The 20,865-nt window shown below is 61.8% G+C and carries 19 protein-coding genes; 8 read left to right on the top strand and 11 right to left on the bottom strand.

Features of this window, described 5'->3' with window-relative positions:
- Window positions 1-8 precede the first annotated feature (8 nt).
- The 6 genes from CKW30_RS16970 (at window position 9) to CKW30_RS16945 (ending at window position 6,261) form a co-directional block, all read left to right on the top strand.
- A complete protein-coding gene (locus CKW30_RS16970; protein ID WP_236167915.1) occupies window positions 9-485 on the top strand; it encodes an RNA polymerase sigma factor in 477 nt (158 codons plus the stop codon).
- On the top strand, window positions 482-1,456 hold the full coding sequence (locus tag CKW30_RS16965; RefSeq protein ID WP_095181389.1) for a FecR domain-containing protein: 975 nt from the start codon (window positions 482-484) through the stop codon (window positions 1,454-1,456). Before CKW30_RS16970 ends, CKW30_RS16965 begins: the two co-directional genes overlap by 4 nt.
- 204 nt (window positions 1,457-1,660) lie before the next feature.
- Entirely contained in the window at window positions 1,661-4,087 is a 2,427-nt protein-coding gene (locus CKW30_RS16960) for a TonB-dependent siderophore receptor (protein WP_095181388.1), read from the top strand.
- Window positions 4,088-4,161: 74 nt separating this feature from the next.
- Window positions 4,162-5,292 (top strand): PepSY domain-containing protein, encoded by a 1,131-nt coding sequence (locus CKW30_RS16955; RefSeq protein ID WP_095181387.1) that lies wholly within the window; start codon window positions 4,162-4,164, stop codon window positions 5,290-5,292.
- On the top strand, window positions 5,289-5,468 hold the full coding sequence (locus CKW30_RS16950) for a hypothetical protein (protein ID WP_095181386.1): 180 nt from the start codon (window positions 5,289-5,291) through the stop codon (window positions 5,466-5,468). Before CKW30_RS16955 ends, CKW30_RS16950 begins: the two co-directional genes overlap by 4 nt.
- A 163-nt stretch (window positions 5,469-5,631) precedes the next feature.
- Window positions 5,632-6,261 carry a glutathione S-transferase gene (locus CKW30_RS16945; RefSeq protein ID WP_095181385.1) on the top strand — a complete coding sequence of 210 codons (630 nt, stop codon included), beginning with the start codon at window positions 5,632-5,634 and terminating at the stop codon, window positions 6,259-6,261.
- A 199-nt stretch (window positions 6,262-6,460) separates the two neighbouring features.
- Here the strand turns inward: CKW30_RS16945 and creD are convergent, their stop codons facing one another.
- The 4 genes from creD to CKW30_RS16920 form a co-directional block, all read right to left on the bottom strand.
- The gene (creD, locus tag CKW30_RS16935; RefSeq protein WP_095181383.1) at window positions 6,461-7,828 is read right to left on the bottom strand and encodes a cell envelope integrity protein CreD; all 1,368 of its coding nucleotides are present in this window, start codon (window positions 7,826-7,828) and stop codon (window positions 6,461-6,463) included.
- Between the two features lie 132 nt (window positions 7,829-7,960).
- A complete protein-coding gene (gene creC / locus CKW30_RS16930) occupies window positions 7,961-9,379 on the bottom strand; it encodes a two-component system sensor histidine kinase CreC (protein ID WP_095181382.1) in 1,419 nt (472 codons plus the stop codon).
- Window positions 9,379-10,059, bottom strand: a complete 681-nt coding sequence (gene creB, locus CKW30_RS16925) for a two-component system response regulator CreB (RefSeq protein ID WP_024014583.1) — start codon at window positions 10,057-10,059, stop codon at window positions 9,379-9,381. Before creB ends, creC begins: the two co-directional genes overlap by 1 nt.
- A gap of 69 nt (window positions 10,060-10,128) precedes the next feature.
- A complete protein-coding gene (locus tag CKW30_RS16920; protein ID WP_041476742.1) occupies window positions 10,129-10,635 on the bottom strand; it encodes an ATP-dependent zinc protease in 507 nt (168 codons plus the stop codon).
- A gap of 279 nt (window positions 10,636-10,914) precedes the next feature.
- On the opposite strand from CKW30_RS16920, the gene CKW30_RS16915 reads away from it, so the two are divergent.
- Entirely contained in the window at window positions 10,915-11,802 is an 888-nt protein-coding gene (locus CKW30_RS16915) for an acyltransferase (RefSeq protein WP_095181381.1), read from the top strand.
- Between the two features lies 1 nt (window position 11,803).
- On the opposite strand, the gene CKW30_RS16910 is transcribed toward CKW30_RS16915, so the two are convergent.
- Window positions 11,804-12,361 carry a DUF2780 domain-containing protein gene (locus CKW30_RS16910; protein WP_016772837.1) on the bottom strand — a complete coding sequence of 186 codons (558 nt, stop codon included), beginning with the start codon at window positions 12,359-12,361 and terminating at the stop codon, window positions 11,804-11,806.
- 282 nt (window positions 12,362-12,643) lie between these two features.
- Here CKW30_RS16910 and CKW30_RS16905 point away from each other — a divergent pair, with 282 nt between their 5' ends.
- The gene (locus CKW30_RS16905; protein WP_056786558.1) at window positions 12,644-12,952 is read left to right on the top strand and encodes a hypothetical protein; all 309 of its coding nucleotides are present in this window, start codon (window positions 12,644-12,646) and stop codon (window positions 12,950-12,952) included.
- 62 nt (window positions 12,953-13,014) lie between these two features.
- Here CKW30_RS16905 and fdhA read toward each other — a convergent pair whose 3' ends face one another.
- The 6 genes from fdhA to CKW30_RS16875 all read right to left on the bottom strand — a co-directional run bounded on the left by fdhA (window position 13,015) and on the right by CKW30_RS16875 (window position 20,846).
- Window positions 13,015-14,214 (bottom strand): formaldehyde dehydrogenase, glutathione-independent, encoded by a 1,200-nt coding sequence (fdhA, locus tag CKW30_RS16900; RefSeq protein WP_016772834.1) that lies wholly within the window; start codon window positions 14,212-14,214, stop codon window positions 13,015-13,017.
- A 174-nt stretch (window positions 14,215-14,388) separates the two neighbouring features.
- Entirely contained in the window at window positions 14,389-15,246 is an 858-nt protein-coding gene (gene purU / locus CKW30_RS16895) for a formyltetrahydrofolate deformylase (RefSeq protein ID WP_039757644.1), read from the bottom strand.
- A gap of 216 nt (window positions 15,247-15,462) precedes the next feature.
- A complete protein-coding gene (locus CKW30_RS16890) occupies window positions 15,463-16,095 on the bottom strand; it encodes a sarcosine oxidase subunit gamma (RefSeq protein ID WP_095181380.1) in 633 nt (210 codons plus the stop codon).
- Window positions 16,096-16,237: 142 nt separating this feature from the next.
- Window positions 16,238-19,255, bottom strand: a complete 3,018-nt coding sequence (locus CKW30_RS16885) for a sarcosine oxidase subunit alpha (protein ID WP_056786556.1) — start codon at window positions 19,253-19,255, stop codon at window positions 16,238-16,240.
- On the bottom strand, window positions 19,252-19,581 hold the full coding sequence (locus CKW30_RS16880) for a sarcosine oxidase subunit delta (protein WP_016772830.1): 330 nt from the start codon (window positions 19,579-19,581) through the stop codon (window positions 19,252-19,254). Before CKW30_RS16880 ends, CKW30_RS16885 begins: the two co-directional genes overlap by 4 nt.
- 14 nt (window positions 19,582-19,595) lie before the next feature.
- Window positions 19,596-20,846 carry a sarcosine oxidase subunit beta gene (locus tag CKW30_RS16875; protein WP_016772829.1) on the bottom strand — a complete coding sequence of 417 codons (1,251 nt, stop codon included), beginning with the start codon at window positions 20,844-20,846 and terminating at the stop codon, window positions 19,596-19,598.
- Window positions 20,847-20,865: the final 19 nt, after the last annotated feature.

Genomic DNA, 20,865 nt, shown 5'->3' with positions numbered 1-20,865 from the left:
TCGGTGCGATGTATCGCGACCATCGCGGTTGGCTGCTGGCGTGGTTGCGGCGCAATGTGGCGTGTCCGCAGCGTGCCGAGGACCTGAGCCAGGACACCTTCGTGCGCCTGCTCAACCGCGACCAGCTGCTGACGCCGCGCGAACCTCGGGCGTTTCTGGTGGCGATCGCCAAAGGCCTGTTGTTCGACTACTTCCGCCGCGCCGCGCTGGAACAGGCCTACCTCACCGAACTGATGCTGATCCCCGAAGACGAGCAGCCGTCGGTTGAAGAACAGCAAATGATCCTCGACGACCTCAAAGCCATCGATCGCCTGCTCGGCAAGCTGTCGACCAAGGCGCGCGCGGCCTTCCTGTATAACCGCCTCGACGGCCTCAGCCACGGCGAGATCGCCGGCAAACTCGGCGTGTCAGTGCCGCGCGTGCGGCAGTATCTGGCGCAAGGCCTGCGCCAGTGTTACATCGCCCTGTACGGTGAGCCGACATGACGGCGGCCAGTTCGCGCCCGGTGCCGGCGCATGTGCTGGACGCGGCGATTGCCTGGCAATTGACCCTCGACTCGAGCACCGCGCTGGAACGCGAGGAATTCGCCAAATGGCACGCGGCCCATGAAGAACACGCCCGCGCGTGGCGTCAGTTGGGCATGCTCGATCAGCGCTTCAGTGTCGCCAAAGGCCCGGCCCGAAGTGCGTTGCTGCAATCGCGCGAAGGCATTCGCCGCCGCGTGCGCAAACTCGGCAGCGGGCTGGCCAGTGTCGTGGTGATCATCGGGCTCGGGCTGTTTGTCAGCGAGCGCTATCTGCCGCCGGATTACTGGCTCGCCGATCAGCGCACCGCCACCGGTGAACAGCGCAGCGTGCGCCTGTCCGACGGCACTCTGCTCAACCTCAATACCCACAGCGCGGTCGACGTACGCTTCGATGACGAGCGCCGCTTGATCGTGCTGCAGGAAGGCGAAATCCTCGTCGAGACCGGCCATGGCGATGCGCGGCCGTTTATCGTCGAAACCCGCGAAGGCAGCATGCGCGCGCTGGGCACACGGTTTCTGGTCAAGCGCGAGGACGATGGCACCCGCCTGAGCGTGTTGCAGTCGGCGGTCGCGGCCCATGCCCAGGCCAACCCGCAAGAACAGATTCTGCGCGAAGGCCAGCAGGTGTTGCTGCGCAGTGACGGGCTGGGCTCGATTGCCGCCCTCGCCCCCGGCGCCGATGCCTGGACGCGCGGCATGCTGGTGGTGGACAACGCACGGCTGGGCGATCTGGTGCACGAGCTGGGGCGCTATCGTCGTGGCCATCTGGGCGTGGCGCCGGAAGTGGCCGATCTGCGCATTACCGGCAGCTTTCCTTTGCACGATACCGACAAGGCGCTGAGTGCTTTGCTGCCGACTCTGCCAGTGAAGATCGAGCGGCATACGCCGTATTGGGTCACCGTGGCGAAGGCTGATATCAAGCCTGAGTAATGCGTCGGCAGGAAAACCGCCTTCGCGAGCAGGCTCGCTCCCACATTGGCATGCGATCACCTGTGGGAGCGAGCCTGCTCGCGATGACGGCATCAGCCCCAACAACCTTTCCAGCAAAAAATAATTTCCACCGAGCCCTATCACTTTTCCAATCTCGTCCGGCACACAGGCAATTGAGAAATATTTCCATTCAGGAGCCGCCGTATGTCCCGTTCGCCAGACACCTTGTTGCGCCCCAGTCTGCTGGCTTTTGCCATCGCTTTCGGCACGCCGCTGATCAGCAGCCCGTTGCTCGCCGCTGAGCAAGCGTCCAGCGTGCGCGCCTACAACCTGCCGGCGGCGCCGCTGTCGACCACCCTGAACCAGATCGCCAGCCTGGGCGGCCTCGCCATGTCGCTCAATCCTGCGCTGGCCGCCGGCAAAACCTCGGCGCCGGTTAACGGCCAGTACGACGCCGCCGGGGCCCTGCGCGCGGCTTTGCGCGGTACCGGTCTGCAACTGGAACAGAGCAGCGCCGGCACCTACACCTTGGTGGCCGTGCCTGAAGGCACGCTGGCCCTGCCGGAAACTTCGGTCATCGGCGTGGAAAACTTCGAAAGCGCCTGGGGCCCGGTCGAAGGCTACACCGCGACCCGCACCGCCGCTGGCACCAAGACCGACACTGCGCTGGTCGAAGCACCGCGTTCGATTTCGGTGGCGACCCGCCAGCAAATGGACGACCGCAGCGTGCACAGCCTCGATGACGCCGTGCGCTACATGCCGGGCATCACCGCCAGCAGCTACGGCAGCGACACCCGTGCCGACTGGCTGCGCGTACGCGGTTTCGAGCCGACCCAATTCCTTGATGGCCTGCCGCTGCCCAAAGGCGTGTACGCCAACCCGAAACAGGAAACCTGGAACCTAGACCGCCTCGCCCTGCTGCGTGGCCCGGCCTCGTCGGTGTACGGCCAGACCCCGCCGGGCGGTTTGCTCGACATGGTCAGCCGCCGCCCGAGCGCCGAGGCCAGCAACGAAATCCAGCTGCAATACGGCAGCGACAACCACCGCCAGATCAACTTCGCCAGCACCGGCAAGATCGATGACGCCGGGCAGTTTCTCTATGGCCTCAGCGGCGTGGTGCGCGACAGCGGCACCCAGGTCGATCACGTCGACAACAAGCGCTACAACATCGCGCCGAGCCTGACCTGGAACATCGATGACGACACCAAACTCACTCTGCTGAGCCAGTTCACCCGCGACGACACCGGCATCACCAGCCAGTTTCTGCCCATTCAGGGCACCAAAATCAAATCGCCGCTCGGTGATATTTCCCATCACAAAAATCTCGGCGATCCGGATTGGGAATACTACGACCGCACCTACTACGCGTTGGGTTATGCCTTCGAACATCGGTTGAACGATGTCTGGCAGTTCAAACAGAACCTGCGCTACACCAAGTCGGACCTGTCGTTCCAGTCGCTGACACCCGGTTCCTACCCGTTCACCACCGTGGATGCAGAGGGCAACGTCGGCCGCACCAGCACCAGCGTCGACGAAGACATCAGCCAGTTTGCCGTGGACAACAACTTCCAGGCCGACTTCGCCACGGGTGAGATTCGCCATACCTTGCTGCTGGGTCTGGATCACCAGCGCAGCAACACCAACTACACCTCGATCTTTGGCGATGGTCTGCAAACCAACGTCAACAACCCGATCTACGGCCAGCCGATCGTACGTCCAGCACGCTCCACCGCGTTTTACGACTACAACCAGAAGACCTACCAGACCGGCCTCTACGTGCAGGACCAAATGGCCCTCGATCAGTGGCGCCTGACCCTCGGCGGCCGTGAAGACTGGGTGCACACCAGCACCCAATTCATCAACCAGAGCGACACCACCAACACCCAGCGTGACAAGAAATTCAGCGGCAACGCGGCGCTCAGTTACGTCTTCGATAACGGCTTCGTGCCGTACCTGTCCTACGCCGAATCGTTCCAGCCGACCACGGGCGCCGATGCCACCTCGACCGGCTCGCTCAAGCCAACCGAAGGCAAGCAGTGGGAACTGGGCATCAAATACCAGCCGCCGGGCAGCAAGACCCTGCTGACCGCCGCCGTGTATGACCTGACCCAGAAGAACGTCGCGGTGAACACCTTCGTCAACAACGTTTCGGTGACCAGCCAGACCGGCGAAGTGAAGGTCAAAGGCTTGGAACTCGAGGCCGTGTCGGATGTGACTGACAACCTCAAAGTCATCGCCGCCTACACCCTGGCCAAGTCCGAAGTGCAGAAAGGCATCGACAAGGGCAATCGTCTGCAACTGATGCCCAACCAACAAGCCTCGCTGTGGACCGACTACACCTGGCACGCCGGCGTGCTCGACGGTTTCGGCATTGGTGCCGGCGTGCGCTACACCGGCAACACCTACGGCGACAAGGCCAACACCTGGCTGGGCAAGGCTGACGCCTACACCGTGTTCGACGCCAGCGTGCATTATGATCTCGGCCGTCTGGACAACAGCCTCAAAGGTGCGTCGCTGGCGGTGAATGCGACCAACCTGTTCGACAAGGACTACATTTCCACCTGCGACAGCTTCTACTGCTACTACGGCGACCAGCGCAGTGTCGTCGCCAGCGCCACTTACAAGTGGTAAGCCAGTGAGCTGAAACAGGCCCTGTTCCCAGGCCGTCCGTACCGGACGGCTTTGGTGTTTTTGAAGGTCATGCAATGAAAAGTAAAACCATCCGCCGCTGGTCGTTCATCCACACCTGGACCAGCCTGATCTGCACGGTGTTTCTGCTGATGCTGGCGCTGACCGGTCTGCCGCTGATTTTCAGCCACGAGATTGATCACGCGTTGGGCAACGCCCCGGAACTGCGCGAGATGCCGGCCGACACGCCGCAACTCGACCTGCAGCAACTGGTCGATGCCGCGCAGAAACATCGCCCGGGCGAAGTCATGCAGTACTTCGGTTATGACGACGAAGAGCCGAACGCGGCGTTCGCGATTATGGCCAAGACTGCCGACACCGAGCCGAACTCTTCGCACACCTTCATGCTCGATGCGCGCACTGGCGAAGCGCTGGAAACCCCTTCGGCCAACGGTGGCTTGATGCTGTTCATCCTGCGCCTGCACGTCGACATGTTCGCCGGGCTGCCGGGCAAGCTGCTGCTGGCGTTCATGGGGCTGCTGTTTGTCGTGGCGATCGTCTCCGGCACGGTGCTGTACCTGCCATTCATGCGCCGCTTGAAATTTGGCACCGTGCGCCAGGACAAGTCGACAAGACTGCGCTGGCTCGATCTGCACAACCTGATCGGCGTCGTCACTTTGACCTGGTGCCTGGTGGTGGGCGTGACCGGGGTGATCAGCGCCTGCGCCGACCTGCTCATCGCCGCCTGGCGCAACGACGCGCTGACCACGCTGATCGCGCCGTATCGCGATGCGCCGCCGCTGACTCAACTGGCGCCGGCCACGCGGCTGCTCGACATCGCCGAGGAAGTCGCACCGGGGATGAAACCGGATTTCATCGCCTTCCCCGGCACCCGTTTTTCCAGCGAGCACCATTACTCGGTATTCATGAAGGGCGGCACGCACCTGACCTCGCACCTGCTGACGCCGGTGCTGATCGACGCCACGACCTTGCAGGTCACCGCCGTGGCCGAACGGCCGTGGTACATGGACGCCATGGGCATGTCGCAGCCGCTGCACTTTGGTGACTACGGCGGCATGCCGATGAAGATTCTCTGGGCGACGCTGGATGTGCTGACGATCATCGTGCTGGCCAGTGGTGTGTATTTGTGGGTGGTGCGGCGCAAGGCGGCCAAGCCTGTATTGGAAGCGGCGGAGGCCTCGGCATGAAGCCGCGTCAGTCGAGTTTCTGGAAGGTTTTCAGCACACCGATCGTGATCGCCTTGCTCAGTGCGGCGGGGCTGTTTGCGGCGTTGCTGGGGGATGGAATCTGGGATGCGTTGAGCTGGGTCGGGCTTGGCGTGCCGGCATTTCTGGCGATAAGAGGTTTACTGCCGCGACGCTGAGAATCCCTTGTGGGAGCGAGCCTGCTCGCGAAAGCGCCCAGACATTCAACATCAAAGTCGACTGTCACGACGCCTTCGCGAGCAGGCTCGCTCCCACATGGGTTCTGCGCCGGACGCGAGCAGGCTATGCTGCCCGATCATTGTCCTGATCGAGACCTTGCCCATGTCCGCCCCCAGCATGACCCTGTACCACAACACCCTGTCGCCCTTTGTCCGCAAAGTCATGGTGCTGCTGCACGAAACCGGTCAGCAGGATCGTGTCGCGCTGCAGGACTGCGTGCTCAGCCCGGTCAGCCCGAACCCGGCGCTGATTGCCGACAACCCGCTGAGCAAGATCCCTGCCCTGCGTCTGGCCGATGGCAATGTCATCCATGACAGCCGCGTCATCCTCGAATACCTCGATCAGCAGCACGTCGGCAATCCGCTGATCCCCCGTGAAGGTGCGGCGCGCTGGCGGCGCCTGACCCTGGCGTCGATGGCTGACGGGATCATGGATGCCTCGGTGATGGTGCGTTATGAAACTGTCCTGCGCCCGGTGGAAAAACACTGGGACGAATGGCTCGACGCCCAGCGCGACAAGATCCGCCGCGCCCTCGCCGTGCTCGAGAACGAAGCGATTGCCGAGCTGACCAGCCACTTCGATGTCGCGGCGATCAGCGTGGCCTGCGCACTGGGTTACCTGGATCTGCGTTTCCCGGACATGGACTGGCGTGCAGCCAATCCGCAACTGGCCAACTGGTATTTTGAAGTGAGTCAGCGACCGTCCATGGTGGCGACAATGCCCAAGCCCTGATTCTGCGGCGCCTGATCTGCCCCCATCGCTGGCAAGCCAGCTCCCACATTGAATCGGGACAGGCCGCTGACCTGTGTGTCGGCATATATCCTGTGGGAGCTGGCTTGCCAGCGATGGCACCACCTCGGTTCTGGCGGCAGCGCTGCAACAATCAGCGTCAGCAGAACCGCCACTTCCCTGCGCTCAGCCCTCAACCCGCTCATTGCATCGCCTCCACATCAAACTCCAGCGGCCTGGCCGACTTCAAACCAATCCCGTACCAGTCCAGTTTGCGCGTCAGCACCATGAACACCCCGAGCAGACCGAACAACATCAGCGAGCCCATCAACAGCGCGTAATCCTCGGCGCTGAGCAAGCCGTACAGCAAGCCATACAGCGCCGCCAGCCCCGCCGAGAAGCTCAAGCCATGCCGCGCGCTGCGCAGGACGTGGCTGACATAGAAGCCGATCAGCAACACGCAGCCACTCGCCGACAACAGATACGCCAGCGCAAAACCGATGTGTTCCGACAATGACAACAGCAGCAGGTAAAAGAACGCCAGCGCAACACCGACCAGGGCATATTGCACCGGGTGCACCGCCAGGCTCTTGAGCACTTCGAAGAGGAAGAAACCGGCGAATGTCAGAACGATAAACAGCAGCGCGTATTTGATCGCCCGGTCGCTCTTCAGGTACTGATCCACCGGATCAATGAAGCTCACGCCGAAGCTGCGCCCGTTGAGTGCATCACAGTCGCCAGCGACACAGCGCTCCATTGCCTCTTGCAGGTTGGTGGAGAAAAACGAGGTCTGCCAGTCGGCGCTGAAACCCTGATCGTTGATCTCGCGCTTGGCCGGGAGGAAGTTGCCGACGAAGCTGGGGTGCGGCCAATTGGCGGCGAGGCTGACGCTGCTGGTCTTGCCCACCGGCACCACTCGCAGCGAGCCGGTGCCTTGCAGGCGCAGGTCGAAACCGAAGGTCAGTTGCGTGGCTTTGCTGGCGTCGAGCGCCGGCAGAGTGACGTGTACACCCTCGCCGATCCAGGCCACTTCGCTGCCGGGCACGAAGTCCAGTTGCTGGCCGCCGAGCTCGAGTTTCAGCGCGTTTTCGATGCCGCGAATATCGCTGATACCCACAGCCAGGAACGGCGCGTCGAATTGGTAATCGGCAAAGTTCTCTTTGATGCCCAACTGCGCCGGCAGGGAAAAATGCCCATCGATGCGGTTGTCGGCGTGGAACAGTCGCGCCTCGTAAATGCCGCGTTTGCGTAGTTCGGTTTGCACCTGGCCGTCGAGTTCAAAACGCTCTGGCAGAAAGTACAGACGCCCGCGCGCTTCGCCGATCTCCTCGTAGCGCTTGTTGGTTTTCTCGTTGGTTTTCCAGGTGCGCACCACCTTGCGATATGGCACTACCATCACCGGCCCGGTCAGCTGCTGGCTGTAACTGGAGCTGCGCGCGATGTCTTCGAGCACACCGTCGCGCAGTTGCTGACGTTCGTCGATGATGCCGTCGATCATCAACAGCGGTATCAGCAACAGCAGGATCAACAAGGCAATCGCGCCGAGCTTGATGGTCAGATTCTTGTTCATGGGACTCTCCCTGTTTGGATGGGGGGAGTCTGCTGATGCGCTGTGGTGGGAGTGTGGGGGGAATATGGAGATTGTGTGGAGAATGCATTCTCCTGTGGGAGCGAGCCTGCTCGCGAAGGCAGCAACTGGGTCTCACGGCAAGCGCAATACCACCTCAACCCCGCCCTCGACATTGCCAATGCGCATCACCCCACCATGCAGCTTGACCACCTCCTCAACGAAGTTCAGCCCCAGCCCGGTGCTCTTGCGTCCGCTGTCCGGGCGCGGCAACGAGTAGAAGCGTTCGGTCAGGCGCGGCAAGGCGTAATCGGGAATCGGCGTGGTCTGGTTGAACAGGCGGAACTCGATCTGCTCGCCAACCCGCTCGGCACGCAAGCGCAGCAGGCCCTGCGCCGGGGTGAAATCCAAGGCGTTTTCCAGCAGATTGCCCAACGCCTGGCGCAGCAGAAACGGCTCGCCAATCAACAGCAGATCCTCGCCGATCGCTTGCTCGACGCGCAGTTGTTTGCCCTCGATCCGCGCGGCCTGCGCCTTGAGCAGTTCTGCGACCAACAGCGCCAGCGGTACTGCCACCCGTTCTTCCAGCCCTTGGCGCTGTTCGACCTGCGCCAGGTTGAGCAGGCGCTCGATCAACTGCTGCATCCGCGCGCTTTCGCTGTCGATGTTGCTGACAAAGCGCAAACGCTGGACGGGTGGCATATCGCTTTGCAGCAACTCCGCCGCACCCCGGATCGCCGCCAGCGGACTTTTCAATTCATGGGTCAGGGTGTGCACATAACGCTCGACGTAGGCCTTGCCTTCGAGCTGCGTGCGCATCTGCTCGACCGCAGTCGCCAGTTGCTCCAGTTCGCCGCCGCGATAATGCGGCACTTCCACGCGCCGGCCTTCGCTGACCGCTTGGGCATAACCGGTCAAACGGTGCAGCGCGCGGCTGAGCCACCATGAGAGCAAGGCGCCGAACAGCAGACCGAGGCCGATCAGTCCGGCGCCGTAAAACAGCAAACGCCGCTCGGTGCGATCGACGTAGGGTTGCAACGAACTGTTGGGCTTGGCCACGGTGACCACGCCGATGATCCTGCCGTTGTCGCGGATCGGCGCACCGACGTGCATCACCGACGAGCTCGGATCGTCAGGAACACTGCGGCTGGAGCGCGCGCCGTACTCGCCACGCAGGGTCAGGTAGACGTCGTTCCAGCGCGAATAATCCTGGCCGACCGCGACGCCGCTGGAGTCGAGCACGACGATGCCCTTGGCGTCGGTGACGTAGATGCGGTGGTTGACCTGATTTTTCGGCAAGCCCCAGATGGTCGCTTGCGGTTGGCGCTCGCCATAGGCGCGGAGCAATTGCGGCCAGCGGTTCTCGCTGAGGGTGCCGGCCTTGAAATCGTCGCGCAGGATTTCTGCCATCAGGTTGGCAGTGTCCACCAGCGTCTCTTCGGTGGACTGACGCACGCCGGGGCGGATTTCTTCCATGACCGTGTTGAGGACGAAATAACCGGTCAGGCCGACAAACAGCACGTACACCAGAAAGATCCGCAGCCCCAGCGACATCAGCTGTGTCCCGGGCTGTAGCTGTAACCGAGGCCGCGATGGGTCTGGATCGGCTCGGCCTCGGCGCGCACCAGGCGCAACTTGGCGCGCAGGCTTTTGATGTGGCTGTCGATGCTGCGCTCGTAACCGGCATCAGCGGCAACGCCCAGCGCATCAAGCAATTGCTCGCGGCTGAACACCCGCTCAGGTTGTTCGAGCAGGCATTGCAACAAGCGGAATTCATGGCGGGTCAGGCTCAGCGGCTGGCCGCGATAGCTGATCTGCACGCGTTCGGCATCGATGCGAAACAGCGTTGAGCCTGCTTCCAGGGTTGCGCGCGGCGCCATGCGTTTGAGGATGGCTTTGACCCGCGCCGCCACTTCACGCGGGCTGAACGGCTTGACCACGTAATCGTCGGCACCGATCTCCAGGCCCACCACGCGGTCGATCTCGGCGTCGCGGGCGCTGAGAAACAGCACCGGCACTTCCGTGAAGCGCCGCAGTTGCTTGCAAGTCTCGAAGCCGCTGATGTCCGGCAAACCGATATCGAGAATGATCAGGTCGGCCGGCGTCTGCCGCTGATGCTCCAGCGCCGCCGCGCCGAGGTTCAGCCACGTGGTGCTGAACCCCTCGCCCTGCAAGGCAAAAATCAGTGTGTCGGCTATTGCCGCTTCGTCTTCGACAATCAGGATGTGCGGCATGGCGTCCGAGCCCGTGGCAGTTAGTGCGCGAACGGTGCCCCAAGCCCGGGGTTACGTCAATCAGACCACTTAGCAGTCAGGCTTGTCGGCGGTGTAACGCCGCGCCGGGTTGACCGCCGCGCCGAACTCGCGCAAGGCCTTGGCGCCGATCAGCAGCGGATAGTTGAAGTGGCTGCGGTCGGTCAGGTTGACCTCGACGGTGCGCTTGACGTTGCCCAGGCAAAGTTCCAGATCGACCACCGGGCGCTTGGCGACATCGCTGCTGTCGCGCTCTTCATCGTCCTCGTCGGAACGGCTTTTGATCTTGCTGATCCGCGCGACCTTGTGCTCGAAAACCTTGTTGCTGGCGTCCTTGGTGGCGAGGCGAAAACGCACCCAGTCGTCGCCATCACGGGTGAAGGTCTCGATGTCCTTGGCCGACAGCGAGGCGGTCAGCGCGCCGGTGTCCATCTTGGCCTTGAGCACTTCGCCACCGATTTCCGGCAGCGCGATGTATTCGTAGCGACCGTACAGCGTCGGCTCGGCGGCCATGACCGGCAGCGCCACGAGAGCAAACAGAGCAAGGAGGGATTTCACGTAAGGGGCTTCCTTGGAAATTGAGGGCGGCAAACTGGGATTTTAGACACGCACCAAGTTATTCGTTCGCTTCTCGGCCCCCTTCGCGAGCAGGCTCGCTCCCACATTGAAATGCATTGCCCTGTGGGAGCGAGCCTGCTCGCGAAGAGGCCAGTGCATTCAGATCCAATCTTGAGCGAAGCATACCCGGCGAAAAGTGAAACATTCGTCAGCGCCGATTTGGCCTGTCGCGCGAAGCTGCTTATCATGGCTCGCCCCTGCCACTTCATAGAGTTGCTTATGCGCCGCCTGCTCACCGGCTGTTTCGTCACCCTGCTGCTGTTGCTCAACACCCTGGTCCTGATCGGGCCATTGATGGTGTTTGCCCTGCTCAAACTGGCCGCACCCGGGCGCTGGCGGGATTACGCATCGGGGGCGGTGATGTGGATTGCCGAGACCTGGGCCGAGATCGACAAGCTGATCTTCCGGCTGTGCATCCCGACGCAATGGGACATTCGCGGCGGCGACGATCTGCGCCGCGACACGTCCTATCTGGTGGTCAGCAACCATCAATCGTGGGTCGACATTCCAGCACTGATCCAGACCCTCAACCGACGCACGCCGTTCTTCAAGTTCTTCCTGAAGAAAGAGCTGATCTGGGTGCCGTTCCTCGGCTTGGCGTGGTGGGCGCTGGATTACCCGTTCATGAAGCGCTACACCAAAGCCTTTCTGGCAAAGAACCCCGAGCTGGCAGGCAAGGATCTGGAAATCACCAAAGCGGCGTGCGAGCTGTTCAAGCGCCAGCCGGTGACGGTGGTGAATTATCTGGAAGGCACGCGCTACACCCTGGCTAAAAGCACCCAGCAGGAATCACCGTTCAGCCACCTGCTCAAACCCAAGGCCGGCGGCGTGGCGTTCGTGCTGGCGGCGATGGGCGAACAGCTCGACGCGATGCTCGATGTGACGGTGGTGTATCCGCAGGAAAAAATCCCGGGCTTCTGGGACCTGATCAGCGGCAACGTGCCGCGAGTGATCATCGACATCAGGACCCGCGAACTCGACCCGACGCTGTGGCAGGGCGATTACGAGAAGGATCCGGCCTTTCGCCAACACGTCCAGAACTGGGTCAACCAGCTCTGGACCGAGAAGGATCAGCGCATCGTCGAGCTGCGCAACGAGCGCGGCTGACTCAAGTGCCGGTGCCGGTGCCCCAGATGCTGCCCAGGCTGCTCAACAGCGAACCACCGACGCCCTGCTGACCGAGATATTGCAGCAACACCGGAGCAAACTGGCCGATCATGCCGCTGTCCATGCCCAGCGCGCTGAACGCGTTGTTCAGGTCGTTAGTGTCTTTGACATTGCCCAGCGCATTTTCAAGACCTGCGGACTTGCCGGACGAACCGAGCAAAGCCCCGAGCGCCGCCAGATTGCCGCTGCCACCGGACAGTTTGTCGATGCCCGGCACTTCCTTGGCCAGTTGCGAGTAGTCGGTGCTGCTCAACTGATTCTTCGCCAGCCCGAGCATCGCACTGGTACCGCCAACAGCCTGCTCCGGCGTGACGTCCAGCGCACTCAGCGCACTCAACAAACCAGCGGTCTCCGAAGTCGGCGCTGCAGCGGCCGCCTTGTCACCACCCTGCATCCCCGCTACCGCACCGGCCACGTCGTTCAAACTGAACCCGGCAAACACCGGCCCGGCCGCCAGAGTCAGGAGCGATGCCAGGGCAAAACCGCGTGAAATCTTCATTCAGACATCCTCTTGTGTAAAAGCTGCCACCGGACAACGGCGACGAAACTGCCGATTTGACCGGGTATTGGGCGGCATGTTCCTCGCGGCGCATCCCCTTCTCTACGCACTCACCTAAATGAATTGTTCAATCGATGAATAGCCACTTCACTATTCGACTTCACACTGAAAACCCGACTATTTATTTCGATTGGAACTAACCAACTGTCAGATCTGACAGTTGGCAGTCATAACGATGCAAGTGAATATCTCCACTCCAATTACGTAACGGAGTACGAAAAGATGAAGTTGAAAATTGTCACTGGCGCCCTGCTTGGTCTGACCATGATGAGTACTGCCTATGCTGCAACCTGCCCAACGATATCAGTGACTCATGCGCAAGGCGCCGAAGATGTAACCTTCACTTCTGCCCGACTTAAAGATAAAGACACTGCTAATTCAGTTGTCATCTGCCGATACGAAGGTGAGGCAGACCTTGGCGTCTCGGCTGGCTACAGAAACGACACTCCGGTTCAAGCCACCGGTAGCAATTGGAACGGTGATGAGTGTGCAACCAAGGATGGTGACGCCCGCAAATGCGCCTTTAAATAACTGGTCGTGTTCAGAACAAAAAAGGGCAGCCCGATCGGCTGCCCTTCTTACATGGGTAGAACTTACGCCGCACTGAACAACTTATGCGGATCAATCACAAACTTCTTCGGCACGCCCGCATCGAACTCGCCGTAACCTTCTGGCGCCTGATCGAGGCTGATCACTTGCACGCCGACCACTTCGGCAATGTTGATGCGGTCCCACATGATCGCCTGCATCAACTGGCGGTTGTACTTCATCACTGGAGTCTGGCCGGTGTGAAAGCTGTGGGATTTGGCCCAGCCCAGGCCGAAGCGGATGCTCAGGCTGCCCATTTTCGCCGCGGCGTCGACGGCGCCCGGATCTTCGGTGACGTACAGGCCGGGAATACCGATCTTGCCGGCAACGCGCACCACGCCCATCAGTGAGTTGAGCACCGTGGCCGGGGCTTCGGCCTTGACGCCGTCGTGGCCGTGGCCGCGTGCTTCGAAACCGACGCAGTCAACTGCGCAGTCGACCTCCGGCTCGCCCAGCAGCGCGGCGATCTGTTCGTGCAGCGGGGTGTCTTTGGACAGGTCGACGACCTCAAAGCCCTGGGCCTTGGCGTGGGCCAGGCGGATGGTGTTGACGTCGCCGACAATCACCACCGCCGCACCGAGCAAACGTGCGGAAGCGGCAGCGGCCAGGCCGACCGGACCGGCGCCGGCGATGTAAACGCTGCTGCCCGGACCGACGCCGGCAGTAACCGCGCCGTGATAGCCGGTCGGGAGGATGTCGGAGAGGCAGGTCAGGTCGCGGATTTTCTCCATGGCCTTGTCGCGATCCGGCAGTTTCAGCAGGTTGAAGTCGGCGTACGGCACTAGCACGTATTCAGCCTGGCCACCGGTCCAGTCGCCCATGTCGACGTAACCGTATGCGCCGCCGGCACGGGCCGGGTTGACGGTCAGGCAGACGCCGGTGTGTTGCTCTTTGCAGGAACGGCAGCGCCCGCAAGCCACGTTGAACGGAACGGAGACCAAATCGCCGATCTTCAGGTTTTCGACGTCGGAGCCCTTTTCGATCACCTCGCCGGTGATCTCATGGCCCAGCACCAGACCGGTCTGCGCCGTGGTCCGGCCGCGCACCATATGCTGGTCGGAGCCGCAGATGTTGGTGGAAACCACTTTGAGAATGACCCCATGCTCGATCTTGCGACCGCGCGGGTCCTGCATTTTCGGGTAGTCGATTTTCTGTACTTCGACCTTGCCAGCGCCGAGATACACCACACCACGATTGCCAGACATGCTTTCACCTCGCTGTTGTTTTTATGGAACTGCGTTGCCCCGGTTGGGCAGCGCGTTGAGTGCTCGGGTATTGCTTGTTGGTCTTGCGTTGTTTGTTACGGCCCCTTCGCGAGCAGGCTCGCTCCCACATTGGAATGCATACCCTGTGGGAGCGAGCCTGCTCGCGAAAGCGATCTAGAGAACGACGGTTCTGTTGGCGTTCAAAAAAACTCGTCTTTCGATGTGATACCCAACCGCCCGCGCCAAGGTCAGGCCTTCGATATCCCGCCCTTTGGCAATCAGGTCTTCGGGGTAATGACTGTGATCCACCGCCTCGACGCCTTGGGCAATGATCGGCCCTTCATCGAGGTCGTTGTTGATGTAATGCGCCGTCGCGCCCACCAGTTTCACGCCCTTGTTGTAAGCCTGGTGATAAGGCTTGGCGCCCTTGAAGCCCGGCAACAGCGAGTGATGAATGTTGATCGCCTTGCCGTCGAGCTTGCGGCACAGCTCCGGCGATAGCACCTGCATGTAGCGGGCGAGGATCACCAGTTCGGCGCCGGCTTCTTCGATCACCTGCCAGACCTGACGCTCCTGCGCCGGTTTGTCGTTGGGGTCGAGAGGGAAATGGTAGTAGGGAATCTGGTGCCAGTCGGCCAACGGCTTGAGATCCGGATGGTTGGACACCACCGCCGCCACGTCCATCGACAACTGGCCGATGCGCTGGCGATAGAGCAAGTCGTTGAGGCAGTGATCGGCCTTGGAGACCATGATCACCACTTTCGGCCGGTAGTTCGGCGCGGTCAGCTCAAAGAGCATGCCGAACGCCTGCCCGCGCTCGGCCAAACCTGCGCGGAAGGATTGTTCGTCGAAGCCGTCGGGCTGACGGAATTCCACGCGGATGAAAAAGCGCCCCGAGAGGCGGTCATCGAACGAGTGGTGCTCGGTGACGTAACAGCCCTGCTCGAACAGAAAACGCGTGACCGCGTCCACCGTGCCGAGGACGCTGGGGCAGTCGGCGGTCAGAATCCATGTGTCTGGGGCGCGGCTCATGGTGCGGTGACTCCTGTTCGTTGTGCGGGGTGTCAGGTTTTTCCCTCACCCTAGCCCTCTCCCAGAGGGAGAGGGGACTGACCGAGTTGTTTTCTCGTATTACGCCGACCTGAAATATCCCGTCGAACTCAGGCTCGAAAAACACACAAATCTGCTCCCTTTCCCCCTCTCCCCCTCAGGGGGAGAGGGCTGGGGTGAGGGGGTGGCTTTTGATCTTCAGGCCTGAACGCTCAGCCCGTACTCGGCCGAAGCATCCTGCAACCACAACCACCAGTAATCCGAGAAGCTGCGACGGATCAGCAGTTCCCAGGTGTCTTCGGCCGTGTGGCGAATCATCAGCTGCGACTTGGCGAACACCGTGCCGACCGCTTTACCGACCGGGAAATTGTTCGGGTGCACGTCATAGCTGGTCGACTTCATCAGCACCTGGCGCACGTTCGGCCCGCTCAGTTCGAGGATCTGCTGGCCGCCGCTGACGTTGACGATGGCAATGTGCAGATCGCCCAGCGCTTCGCGCAGTTTCTGCTCGGCGGCGAATTCTTCACCGCTTGGCACGATCAGCAGCCACTCGTCCGGGCCCATCCACTGCAGGCTGGTTTCGCCTTTGACGATCACGCTCAGCGCACCGGGCAATTCAATGTCAAGCGCCTTGTGCACACCGGCCGCGAATGCGGCATCGTGGCCATCGCCACGAATGGTCAGGTGGCCGAGGAGTTTCTTTTCCCGCACGATCACGCCGGCGTTCTTGCGGCCCTTGCCGACCAGGCTGGCGAGGTCGGCATGGTGCAGCGACGACTCGGCACGGGCGCCGGTGGTCGGGCGTTGCTGGTAAACATTGGCTGTGGTCATAAAGCACCTTCTGAATTCTGTTGGTTCCTGTGGTTGCTGTGCCGCCGCCTTCGCGAGCAGGCTCGCTCCCACAGGGGAACGCGATCGAATGTGGGAGCGAGCCTGCTCGCGAATAGCCGCCCGCCCACCGCTCCCGAGGTTGTCAGATGTTCTGGCGATCACCCTTCGGATCGAAGAACACCGAAGAAACGATTTCCGCCTCGATCACGCTGCCATCGGCCAGCGGTGCGAACACCCGCTCGCCCATGCGCTTGAGACCGCCCTTGACCACACCCATGGCAAATGAATAACCGAGGGAGTTGTGCGCGTAGCTGGAAGTCACGTGGCCGACCATGGTCATCGGGATCGCCTGTTTGGTGTTGAACACCAGTTGTGCACCTTCCGGCAGCCATTTGGTCGGATCGATCGGCTTGAGGCCCACCAGTTGTTTGCGCTGATCCTTGACGCAATCTTCGCGGTTCATGCCACGCTGGCCGATCCACGAGAACGGTTTGGTGCGACCGACACACCAGCCCATGTTCAGGTCGTCCGGGGTCATCGAGCCGTCGGTGTCCTGGCCGACGATGATGAAGCCCTTCTCGGCCCGCAGCACGTGCATGGTTTCGGTGCCGTACGGCGTCAGGTTGTACTGCTTGCCGGCCTCGACGATTTTCTCCAGCACGCCCATCGCATAATCGGCCTGCACGTTGACTTCGTACGACAGCTCACCAGTGAACGAAATACGGAACACCCGCGCCGGCACATCGCCGACCAGACCTTCTTTCCAGGTCATGAACGGGAACGCTTCGTTGCTCAGATCAATGTCGGTCACGGCGCTGAGCAGCTTGCGGCTGTTCGGCCCGGACAGGGTCATGGTTGCCCAGTGATCGGTAACGGAGGTGAAGTACACCTTCATATCCGGCCATTCGGTCTGGTGGTACAGCTCCAGCCATTGCAGCACGCGAGCCGCGCCGCCGGTGGTGGTGGTCATGACGAAATGGTTGTCGGCCAGGCAAGCCGTCACACCGTCGTCGAAGACCATGCCGTCTTCCTTGCACATCAAACCGTAGCGAGCCTTGCCCACGTCGAGCTTGGTCCAGGCGTTGGTGTACACGCGGTTGAGAAACTCGCGGGCATCCGGGCCTTGAATGTCGATCTTGCCGAGGGTCGAAGCATCGAGCAGGCCAACGCTGTCGCGCACGGCTTTGCATTCGCGCTTGACCGCCGCGTGCAGGTCTTCACCGTTTTTCGGGAAGTACCAGGGACGCTTCCACTGACCGACGTCTTCAAACTCGGCGCCGTTCTTCACATGCCACGCATGCAGCGCGGTGTAGCGCACCGGTTCGAAGATGTGCCCGCAGTGTCGACCGGCCACGGCGCCGAAGGTCACCGGCGTGTAGTTCGGACGGAACATGGTGGTGCCCATCTGCGGGATGGTCACGTTCAGCGAACGGGCGGCAATGGCCAGACCGTTGACGTTGCCGAGCTTGCCCTGATCGGTGCCGAAGCCCAGCGCGGTGTAGCGTTTGACGTGCTCGACCGACTCGAATCCTTCACGGGTCGCCAATTCGATACCACCGGCAGTGACGTCGTTCTGGAAGTCGACGAATTGCTTCGGTGCACGCGCCGAGTTCTTCTCGTGCGGCACCTGGAACAGCGCAAGGGTCGGCTCTTCGAGACGGCTCAGGGCTTTCGGCAACACGCCTTCGACGGTCTGGAAACCGGCTTCGGCAGCAGCGCGCACGCCACCTTCAAAACCGTCGGCCAGCGAATCGCCGAGCGCGTAGACGCCATTGATGCCACCGACGCACACGCGCTTCTGCGGTGCTTCGCCCGGTACGAAACCGAGAATGTCTTCGCGCCAGACCGGTTTGCCACCGAGGTGCGAAGCCAAGTGAACCACCGGGCTGTAACCACCGGAGCTGGCCACCAGGTCGCAGTCGAGCCATTCGCCCGGACTGGTCACGGCGTGGGCCTTTACGTCAATCGCGGCGACGCGGGCAGCGGTCACACGCTTGCTGCCACGCACTTCGATGACGGCGCTGCCGGTGAGGATGCGAATGCCTTTGGCGCGCGCTTCTTCGACCAATGCACCGCGCGGATTGCTGCGCGCGTCGGCGATGGCGACGACTGGCAGACTGGCATCGAGCCAATCCAGAGCGACGCGATAGGCGTGATCGTTGTTGGTCGACAGCACCAGTTTTTTGCCCGGCGCTACGCCATAACGACGCACGTAAGTCGACACCGCGCCAGCGAGCATGTTGCCCGGCACGTCGTTGTTGCCGTAGACCAGTGGACGCTCGTGGGCGCCGGTCGCCAGCACCACGCGCTTGGCGCGGACACGGTGGATGCGCTGCCGCACCTGACCGATCGGCGCGCGGTCGCCGAGGTGATCGGTCAGGCGTTCGTGAATGGTCAGGAAGTTGTGGTCGTGGTAACCGTTGACCGTGGCGCGCGGCAACAGCAGCACGTCCGGGGTGTTCTTCAATTCAGCGATGACACTGGCGACCCATTCCATCGCCGGTTTGCCGTCGAGGCTTTCGCGCGAGTCGAGCAGGCTGCCGCCGAACTCTTCCTGCTCATCGGCCAGAATCACGCGGGCACCGCTGCGCGCAGCGGCCAGGGCGGCGGCGAGGCCGGCCGGGCCGGCACCGACGATCAGCACGTCGCAGTGCTGATTCATGTAGTCGTAGGTGTCCGGATCGTTCTCGGTCGGCGAACGGCCGAGGCCGGCAGCCTTGCGGATGTACTTCTCGTAAGTCATCCAGAACGATTGCGGGTACATGAAGGTTTTGTAGTAGAAACCCGGCGGCATCAGCTTGCCGCCGACCTTGCCGAGAATCCCCATCATGTCGTTGTTGACGCTCGGCCAGCCATTGGTGCTGGTGGCGACCAGGCCCTGATACAACGCCTGTTGCGTGGCGCGCACGTTGGGAATCTGCGTGGCTTCGGTAGCACCGATCTGCAGCACCGCGTTCGGCTCTTCGGAACCAGCCGCGAAGATGCCGCGAGGGCGCGAATACTTGAAGCTGCGGCCGATGATATCGACGCCGTTGGCAATCAGTGCGGCGGCCAGCGAGTCGCCTTCATAGCCTTTGTAGGTCTGGCCGTTGAAGGTGAAGCTCAGCACTTTGTTGCGGTCGATCCGTCCACCGTTGGACAGGCGATTGGTCTGGCTCATACCTTCTCTCCCAGCGCCGTCGTGGCTGTTTTCGCAGTGCCAGCCTTGTCGGTGAATTGCGGCTTCTCGCCGATCTTGTAGCTCTCGAGAATCTCGTAGGTCACGGTATCGCGAGTGACGTTGAAGTACTGGCGGCAACCGGCAACGTGGTCCCACAACTCATGGTGCAGACCGCGCGGGTTATCGCGGAAGAACATGTAGTCGCCCCACTCTTCATCGGTGCAGGCGTTGGGATCCAGCGGACGCGGGATGTGCGCCTGACCGGATGCATGGAATTCCTCTTCGGAGCGCAGTTCGCCGCAGTGAGGACAGAAGATATGCAACATGGGGATTTCTCCTGTTAGTGGGCAACCGCAGCAGCGCCGTGTTCATCGATCAACGCACCGTTGTGGAAACGGTCGATGGAGAAAGGTGCAGCCAATGGGTGCATTTCACCCTTGGCCAGACTCGCGGCAAACACGTTGCCCGAGCCGGGTGTGGCCTTGAAGCCACCGGTGCCCCAACCGCAGTTGAAGAACATGTTTGGTACCGGCGTTTTCGAGATGATCGGGCAGGCGTCCGGAGTGGTGTCGACGATGCCGCCCCACTGACGGTTCATGCGTACCCGCGAGAGCACCGGGAACATCTCGACGATGGCCTGGATGGTGTGTTCGATCACCGGGTACGAACCACGCTGGCCGTAGCCGTTGTAGCCGTCGATACCGGCGCCGATCACCAGGTCGCCCTTGTCGGACTGGCTGATGTAACCGTGCACGGCGTTGGACATGATCACGCTGTCGATAATCGGCTTGATCGGTTCGGACACCAGCGCTTGCAGCGGGTGGGATTCGATCGGCAGGCGGAAACCGGCAAGCTTGGCCATGTGCCCGGAGTTACCGGCCGTCACCACGCCGACGCGCTTGGCGCCGATGAACCCCTTGTTGGTTTCAACGCCGATGCACACGCCATTTTCCTTGCGGAAACCGATCACTTCGGTCTGCTGGATCAGGTCCACGCCCAAGGCATCGGCGGCACGGGCGAAGCCCCAGGCCACGGCATCGTGACGGGCGACGCCGCCGCGACGCTGCACGGTCGCGCCCATGATCGGGTAGCGGGTGTTTTTCGAGCAGTCCAGGTACGGAATCTCGTCCGCAACCTGCTTGGCGTCGAGCAATTCGCCGTCGACGCCGTTGAGGCGGTTGGCGCTGACCCGACGCTCGGAATCACGGATGTCCTGCAGGGTGTGGCACAGGTTGTAGACGCCACGCTGGGAGAACATCACGTTGTAGTTGAGATCCTGCGACAGGCCTTCCCACAATTTCATCGCGTGTTCGTAGAGGTGCGCCGACTCGTCCCACAGGTAGTTGGAACGCACGATGGTGGTGTTGCGCGCGGTGTTACCGCCGCCCAGCCAGCCTTTCTCGACCACGGCGACATTGGTGATGCCGTGCTCCTTGGCCAGATAGTAGGCCGTCGCCAGGCCGTGCCCGCCGCCGCCGACGATGACCACGTCGTAGACTTTTTTCGGGGTGGGGGTGCGCCACATGCGCTGCCAGTTTTCGTGGTGGCTGAGCGAGTGTTTGAACAGGCCGAAGCCGGAATAGCGTTGCATAGTCATTACTCCAAAACCG

Origin of the sequence: Pseudomonas sp. Irchel 3F6, from assembly GCF_900187595.1 — a bacterium.
GTDB lineage: Bacteria > Pseudomonadota > Gammaproteobacteria > Pseudomonadales > Pseudomonadaceae > Aquipseudomonas > Aquipseudomonas siliginis.
This window is presented reverse-complemented; position numbering and strand designations above follow the sequence as displayed.

Bases quoted from the DNA above. Each gene is read 5' to 3' on its own strand.
- CKW30_RS16970 (WP_236167915.1), top strand. From the start codon at position 9: ATGTATCGCGACCATCGCGGTTGGCTGCTGGCGTGGTTGCGGCGCAAT.
- CKW30_RS16965 (WP_095181389.1), top strand. From the start codon at position 482: ATGACGGCGGCCAGTTCGCGCCCGGTGCCGGCGCATGTGCTGGACGCG.
- CKW30_RS16960 (WP_095181388.1), top strand. From the start codon at position 1,661: ATGTCCCGTTCGCCAGACACCTTGTTGCGCCCCAGTCTGCTGGCTTTT.
- CKW30_RS16955 (WP_095181387.1), top strand. From the start codon at position 4,162: ATGAAAAGTAAAACCATCCGCCGCTGGTCGTTCATCCACACCTGGACC.
- CKW30_RS16950 (WP_095181386.1), top strand. From the start codon at position 5,289: ATGAAGCCGCGTCAGTCGAGTTTCTGGAAGGTTTTCAGCACACCGATC.
- CKW30_RS16945 (WP_095181385.1), top strand. From the start codon at position 5,632: ATGTCCGCCCCCAGCATGACCCTGTACCACAACACCCTGTCGCCCTTT.
- creD (WP_095181383.1), bottom strand. From the start codon at position 7,828: ATGAACAAGAATCTGACCATCAAGCTCGGCGCGATTGCCTTGTTGATC.
- creC (WP_095181382.1), bottom strand. From the start codon at position 9,379: ATGTCGCTGGGGCTGCGGATCTTTCTGGTGTACGTGCTGTTTGTCGGC.
- creB (WP_024014583.1), bottom strand. From the start codon at position 10,059: ATGCCGCACATCCTGATTGTCGAAGACGAAGCGGCAATAGCCGACACA.
- CKW30_RS16915 (WP_095181381.1), top strand. From the start codon at position 10,915: ATGCGCCGCCTGCTCACCGGCTGTTTCGTCACCCTGCTGCTGTTGCTC.
- CKW30_RS16910 (WP_016772837.1), bottom strand. From the start codon at position 12,361: ATGAAGATTTCACGCGGTTTTGCCCTGGCATCGCTCCTGACTCTGGCG.
- CKW30_RS16905 (WP_056786558.1), top strand. From the start codon at position 12,644: ATGAAGTTGAAAATTGTCACTGGCGCCCTGCTTGGTCTGACCATGATG.
- fdhA (WP_016772834.1), bottom strand. From the start codon at position 14,214: ATGTCTGGCAATCGTGGTGTGGTGTATCTCGGCGCTGGCAAGGTCGAA.
- purU (WP_039757644.1), bottom strand. From the start codon at position 15,246: ATGAGCCGCGCCCCAGACACATGGATTCTGACCGCCGACTGCCCCAGC.
- CKW30_RS16890 (WP_095181380.1), bottom strand. From the start codon at position 16,095: ATGACCACAGCCAATGTTTACCAGCAACGCCCGACCACCGGCGCCCGT.
- CKW30_RS16885 (WP_056786556.1), bottom strand. From the start codon at position 19,255: ATGAGCCAGACCAATCGCCTGTCCAACGGTGGACGGATCGACCGCAAC.
- CKW30_RS16880 (WP_016772830.1), bottom strand. From the start codon at position 19,581: ATGTTGCATATCTTCTGTCCTCACTGCGGCGAACTGCGCTCCGAAGAG.
- CKW30_RS16875 (WP_016772829.1), bottom strand. From the start codon at position 20,846: ATGCAACGCTATTCCGGCTTCGGCCTGTTCAAACACTCGCTCAGCCAC.